This window comes from Enterococcus sp. AZ009, from assembly GCF_050548785.1.
In the GTDB taxonomy this organism is placed as follows: domain Bacteria; phylum Bacillota; class Bacilli; order Lactobacillales; family Enterococcaceae; genus Enterococcus_D; species Enterococcus_D entomosocium.
The window spans coordinates 688638-695000 of record NZ_CP172960.1 but is presented as its reverse complement, the minus strand read 5'-3'; the positions used below and the strand labels follow the sequence as shown (position 1 = coordinate 695000).

At 43.7% G+C, this 6363-nt stretch carries 7 protein-coding genes and 1 rRNA gene (1 of these 8 cut by a window edge); 4 read left to right on the top strand and 4 right to left on the bottom strand.

Translation table 11 applies throughout. The features are described from left to right. From IGJ74_RS03245 to IGJ74_RS03235, 3 genes are all read right to left on the bottom strand, one after another. Positions 1-646: ribosomal RNA gene (locus tag IGJ74_RS03245) — 16S ribosomal RNA — on the bottom strand; it reaches 914 nt to the left of the window's first position. 565 nt (positions 647-1211) lie between these two features. Continuing rightward, positions 1212-1574, bottom strand: coding sequence for a hypothetical protein (locus IGJ74_RS03240; protein WP_008378091.1), 363 nt, complete (start codon positions 1572-1574; stop codon positions 1212-1214). Positions 1575-1641: 67 nt separating this feature from the next. After that, entirely contained in the window at positions 1642-2022 is a 381-nt protein-coding gene (locus tag IGJ74_RS03235; RefSeq protein ID WP_087665110.1) for a CvfD/Ygs/GSP13 family RNA-binding post-transcriptional regulator, read from the bottom strand. 93 nt (positions 2023-2115) lie between these two features. Between IGJ74_RS03235 and IGJ74_RS03230 the strand changes: the two genes are divergently transcribed. Beyond that, positions 2116-3297, top strand: a complete 1182-nt coding sequence (locus tag IGJ74_RS03230) for a MalY/PatB family protein (protein WP_087665109.1) — start codon at positions 2116-2118, stop codon at positions 3295-3297. Positions 3298-3386: 89 nt separating this feature from the next. On the opposite strand, the gene IGJ74_RS03225 is transcribed toward IGJ74_RS03230, so the two are convergent. Next, positions 3387-3974 (bottom strand): peptidylprolyl isomerase, encoded by a 588-nt coding sequence (locus IGJ74_RS03225; RefSeq protein WP_005227659.1) that lies wholly within the window; start codon positions 3972-3974, stop codon positions 3387-3389. Between the two features lie 140 nt (positions 3975-4114). Between IGJ74_RS03225 and IGJ74_RS03220 the strand changes: the two genes are divergently transcribed. The 3 genes from IGJ74_RS03220 (at position 4115) to IGJ74_RS03210 (ending at position 6348) form a co-directional block, all read left to right on the top strand. After that, positions 4115-5092, top strand: coding sequence for an NAD(P)/FAD-dependent oxidoreductase (locus tag IGJ74_RS03220; protein ID WP_008378083.1), 978 nt, complete (start codon positions 4115-4117; stop codon positions 5090-5092). A 5-nt stretch (positions 5093-5097) separates the two neighbouring features. Beyond that, entirely contained in the window at positions 5098-5730 is a 633-nt protein-coding gene (yqeK, locus tag IGJ74_RS03215; protein WP_087665108.1) for a bis(5'-nucleosyl)-tetraphosphatase (symmetrical) YqeK, read from the top strand. 108 nt (positions 5731-5838) lie between these two features. Further along, complete coding sequence (locus IGJ74_RS03210) at positions 5839-6348, top strand: phosphatidylglycerophosphatase A family protein (RefSeq protein ID WP_005227653.1); 510 nt, start codon at positions 5839-5841, stop codon at positions 6346-6348. Positions 6349-6363: the final 15 nt, after the last annotated feature.

Sequence of the window (6363 nt, the reverse complement as noted above, 5' to 3'; positions counted from 1 at the left end):
TCCCCGGTTGAGCCGGGGGCTTTCACATCAGACTTAAGAAACCGCCTGCGCTCGCTTTACGCCCAATAAATCCGGACAACGCTTGCCACCTACGTATTACCGCGGCTGCTGGCACGTAGTTAGCCGTGGCTTTCTGGTTAGATACCGTCAAGGGATGAACGTTCTACTCTCATCCTTGTTCTTCTCTAACAACAGAGTTTTACGATCCGAAAACCTTCTTCACTCACGCGGCGTTGCTCGGTCAGACTTTCGTCCATTGCCGAAGATTCCCTACTGCTGCCTCCCGTAGGAGTCTGGGCCGTGTCTCAGTCCCAGTGTGGCCGATCACCCTCTCAGGTCGGCTATGCATCGTTGCCTTGGTGAGCCGTTACCTCACCAACTAGCTAATGCACCGCGGGTCCATCCATCAGTGACGCAAAAGCGCCTTTCAACTTTCTTCCATGCGGAAAATAGTGTTATACGGTATTAGCACCTGTTTCCAAGTGTTATCCCCTTCTGATGGGCAGGTTACCCACGTGTTACTCACCCGTTCGCCACTCTTTTTCTTTCGGTGGAGCAAGCTCCGGTGAAAGAAAAAGCGTTCGACTTGCATGTATTAGGCACGCCGCCAGCGTTCGTCCTGAGCCAGGATCAAACTCTCATAATGATTTGTTTGAATGACCATACGGTCATTAAGCTCATAAAAATTAACTTTGCTAGCTATTGCTTGCATGTATTTGTTTCAATAAATTGAAACGTCCTACACATTGGTTCGTTTGCTTGCTTTGTTCAGTTTTCAAAGGTCTACCGTGCTGTGTTAGCAACTTTTATATCATATCAGAGTGACAGTTGATTGTCAACTCTTTTTTAAAAGTTTTTTTCGCTCGTTGTTTTTCAACTTCGCAGCGGCTGTCTCAGCGACTTCATTAGAATAACAAATGATTTGTTATTTGTCAACAACTTTTTTTAATTAATTTTGTTGATGTATCAACATCGATTAACTGTTTTAAAATTGCGACTTCGTTATAATATCATCTGTTTCATTTTTGGTCAAGTCTTTTTTTGAAGTTTTTTCAAAAGCATTTTTGACCCGCTGACTCAATTGCCAACGTTGACTAATTTACCATTCTTCTTGACTCAGGTCAAGGAAATATTTCATTTTATTTACAAAAAGTTTTCAATAAAAAAAGACCGTCATAACGGTCTTCAGTCTTTTCACTAGTATACAGTTGCTAAAAGAACGGAACGCCTTCAATCTTATAGTCTTCGATGATCTTACGAAAGATATTGGGCTCTTCCCACGCATACCCTTCTGGCAGCTGTTGCGTTTGTCCTGCTTCTTGTGTTTCAAAAACAAATAAAGGAATGTTTTGCGTATCAATGTTGCCATTTGTGAGTTCAACGAGTTCGATCGCTGTCACATCAAGGTGGATACGGTCTTTAAACAATTGTAAGATCGTAGCCAAGCCGGTTTTATCTTCAGAAAAATCCGTTGACGCTAATTCCGCAGTGCCTTCGTGTATTTGCATCAAAAATCGTTTCGAACCATTTGTTAAGTGCATCATAACTGTACCCGCTACTTTTTTGGATCCCAAAATACCCACCTCAGTTATTCATCTGTTTGTAAACTAATTTTAGCACATTTTCAGAAAATATGCACGATTATCTGTTGCTGTTTTCTTTTTCTAACATTTCTTTAGCTTCTTTCACCCACACTGGTAAAGCTTCTCCAACCGTACGGAAACCAATCCGCTTATTCTTATTTGTAAAGTAGCGTTTACGCTTAAAGGGTGGCTGAACAAAACTTGTTTCCAATGTACGGCGGGACAAACTGATCTTTTGGCTGTATTCGTCAATATCAATGATTTGTACATGGATTTTTTGGCCGATCTGTAAGACTTCATGGATATTTTTAGTAAACCCGGATTGGATCTCTGAAACATGGATCAAGCCTTGCGTTTCTTTATCTAACGAAACAAATGCACCATAGGGTTGAATCCCAGTGACTGTTCCTTCTATAATGTTCCCGATTTGATAATTCATAGTCTTTCCTCTCTTTTCCACTTTCATTATACTTGAACTAGTGGTAGATTTGAAGCATCAGAAACAACGTTACACAATATAGGAGGGAAACGCATGATCAATTTTGACAAAGTTCATCCGCGCTTAAATACCAATAGCGTCAAATGGGATACGATTGCAAAAACCTATAAGGAAGAAAACTTATTGCCGCTTTGGGTAGCCGACATGGATTTTCTGGCACCAGAACCAGTGAAAAAAGCTTTAGAAAAAGCAGTTGCCCAAGGGATCTATGGGTACTCCACCATCCCTGATTCGCTGCTTGAATCCATCATCGATTGGCAGCAAAGACGTCATGGTTATACCATCAATAAAGAAGCGATCCTTTTTAATAGCGGTGTCGTCCCTAGTATTGCACTAGCGATCCAAAGTTACACCCAAGAAGGAGATGCCGTACTGATCCACGATCCGGTCTACCATCCCTTTGCCCAGGTTGTCAAAAACAATCAGCGTACCTTAATTCAAGAACCGTTACTGGAAAAAGATGGCCACTTCGTCATCGATTTTGAGGCGATGGAACAAACCATCATCGAAAAGAAAGTAAAATTGTTTCTTCTATGTAATCCTCATAATCCTGGCGGACGCGTGTGGTCAAAAGAAGAACTCCTGATGATCGGCCGGATTTGTCAAAAGCACCAGGTGGTCGTTGTCAGTGATGAGATCCATCAAGACATCGTTTTTGCGCCAAATCACTTTGTCTCTTTCCAAACAGTCGAGCCAAGCTTTGCCGATTTTTCGATCATTTTGACTTCAGCAACCAAGACCTTTAATTTAGCTGGGATCAAAAATTCGATGGTATTTATCAAAGACCAAACCTTGCGCAGCCAATTTGCAAAAACACAGGAACGTAACGTTCAAGGGGAAATCAATACGTTTGGTTTGGTCGCTACTGAAGCAGCGTATCGTGAATCTGAAGCATGGTTAGAAGAACTATTGTCCTACTTAGAAGCAAATCGCACCTTTGTCTGCGACTTTTTGACTGAACAACTCCCAGCAGTGACGTTTCAAAAGCCCGAAGGTACTTATTTGATCTGGCTGGATTTTTCTGCCTATGGCCTAACGGATAATCAGCTACAAAGAAAACTGATTAAAGAAGCCAATGTCGTATTGAATCAAGGAAATATCTTTGGTCCCCACGGCAGTCACCATATGCGGCTGAACTTTGCCTGTCCTAAAGAGCTATTAGAAAAAGCACTCAATCAAATCGCCGCTGCGTTTAAAGACCAACCGATCGATTAACGCTTACGTGTAAAAAAAGAACCCTAAAGCTGCCATTTCAACGGTCTCCTGAGGATGACCGTTGAAACTGCTTTTGGGTTCTTTTTGTTTTATTCGCTGATTTCGATCGTTTCGATCACTACATCGTGCACCGGACGATCTTGTGGTCCCCGTTGCACGCCAGCGATTTCATCAACGACTGACATTCCTTCGATCACATGACCGAAGACTGTGTGACGGAAATCTAACCAAGGAGTACCACCTGCTTGATACGCTTCGATGATTTCAGCTGGATAACCAGCACCTTCTAATTGACCTAACATGTTGCTAGGAACATTTTGATTGTTTACGATGAAAAACTGGCTGCCGTTAGTATTCGGACCAGCGTTTGCCATGGATAAAGCGCCACGAAGATTGAACAATTCTTTTGAAAATTCATCTTCAAAGCTGCCACCATAGATGCTTTCGCCGCCCATCCCTGTACCAGTTGGATCGCCGCCTTGAATCATAAAATCAGGAATGACACGGTGGAAGATGATCCCATCGTAATACCCTTTTTTCGCTAATTCAACGAAGTTTTTCACTGTTTTTGGTGCCAATTCTGGGAACAATTGTACAACTACATCCCCACGATTGGTTTTGATGACTGCTTTATGGCCAGTTTGTTTTTCTAATGCTAACTGTGGAAATTCAGACACATTAACTCCTCCTTCTCTCTCATAAATCCATGATAGCAGAAAATTGAAAAAATGCTAGTTTGGATAATTTTTGCTATAATAAAGCTATTCGTACACTACGAACACGCTTCACCCCAACGTGGTTAGAAAAGAGGAATAACATGGATATTTTTGATATAACGATTATCGGCGCGGGACCTAGCGGGATGTTTTCTGCTTTCTATGCCGGTATGCGTAACGCCAAAACCAAAATCATCGATAGCTTGCCGCAATTAGGCGGTCAGCTTGCTACTTTATACCCAGAAAAATACATCTACGATATCCCAGGTTATCCGAAAATCAAAGCGGGCGATCTTGTCCAAAACCTGGAAAAACAGTTGACGACCTTCAATCACCAATATTGTTTAGAAGAAACCGTCTTGTCGGTCGAAAAACAAGAAGACTATATCGAAGTCACTACCGACAAAGGAATCCATTACTCGAAAGCCGTGATTTTGGCTTTAGGAAACGGCTCCTTCCAGCCGCGCAAACTGACTTTGCCAGAAAGCGAGCGGTTTGAAGGATACGGCTTAGACTATTTTGTCACCGATTTGATGAAGTATGCCGGACGCAAAGTAGCGATCGCCGGTGGCGGCGATTCTGCCATCGATTGGGCATTGATGCTGGAGCCGATCGCTAGTGAAGTCTACTTGATCCATCGCCGTCCTGAATTTCGTGCTCATGAACATAGCGTCAGCAAATTACAAGCTTCTGCCGTCAACATTCTGACTCCTTATGTGATTCAAGAGCTCCAAGGAGAGCAACGTTTGACTGGTGTCTCGTTGCAGCAAGTCAAAGGTGATGAAACGGTCAGCCTTTCATTGGATGCTTTGATCGTCAATTACGGTTTTTCTTCCACATTGAACATCAAGGATTGGGGCATGAAAAGCAGCCGCCAAGGAGTCTTCGTCTCTTCAGATATGAGCACGTCTGTTCCTGGGATCTATGGCTGTGGGGATGTCGTTTTATACGATGGAAAAGTCGACCTGATCGCTACTGGTTTCGGGGAAGCCCCAACTGCGGTGAACAATGCACTCCATTACATTGATCCCAAAACGCGGACGCAACCCGCCCACAGTACGAGTCTTTTTAAGGAGTAGCTGAGATGAAACAAGTTGGTCTTGCCACCTATACTCTCCCTTTACAGGGGGAGACCCTCACTGAGCAAATGGTTCAGTATCTGGAAGCCTTCGATCATGCCGAAACGGCGGTCCACAATCTAGCCGTTGCCCAAGAAGCCAAAGGATTGGCAGAACGGTTTCAAGTCAATGCGGATAAAGCTTACTTGGCAGGACTGCTGCACGATGTCAGCGTCGTCATCCCTAATGACCAGCGAATCGCCTTGCAGATAGCAGTAGGCGAACCGATCTTAGATGCGGAGCGGCAAGCACCTTTTTTGCTGCATCAGCAGCAATCCGCTTTGTTGGCAAAAACGGTTTTTCAGGTGTCTGATCCAGACATTCTGTCCGCCATCAGCTGTCATACCACCTTAAAGGCCCAATATAGTCGTCTCGATCTGATCGTTTTTTTAGCCGACAAAATCAAATGGGATCGCAAAGATCAAGCACCTTTCTTAACCGGTTTATTAGAGCGCCTCGATGATTCCTTGGAATCTGCCGCTGGCTATTATATGGACTGGCTCTTTGCCGGTGACTTAGTGGTCCCCCATCCTTGGGCAGTGGCAGCCAAAGCAGAACTAGCAAAAACCTGTGCTTCAATGGATGTCAGAAGGGACTAAAACCCAAATGGCATTGGCTGCAACTGGAATAAGGCACTACTTATGATTGCAATCCATCAGTCGCATGTTGACTTTTGAATAAACTATTTTTACATGGAGGGGAACTATATGGTATTAGAAAGCAAAACACTTGAAGACAAAGCAAGAGAATTGTTGGCCGACCGCGGTGTCTCACTGCAAGACATCGGCGAATTGGTGATGTTCTTGCAAAAAGATTACATTGAAGGCATCACGTTGGAGATGTGTATCGAAAGCGTCAACGCTGTCTTAAGCAAGCGGGAAGTCCACAACACGATTTTGACGGGTGTCCAATTGGATATTTTGGCAGAAGAAAATCAACTGCTGCATCCACTGCAAGAAATCGTCAAAGAAGACGAAGGGCTTTATGGGATCGATGAGATCCTCGCACTATCCATCGTCAATGTGTACGGCTCCATCGGTTTTACTAACTACGGATACATTGATAAAGTCAAACCGGGCATTTTGAAAGAACTGAATAAGCACGACGGTCCCCGCGTTCACACCTTTTTAGATGATATCGTAGGTGCCATTGCCGCTTCTGCCGCAAGTCGCTTAGCCCATCAACACCCAAGTAAATCTCATTACATTACGCAATAAAAAAAGACCGACGAT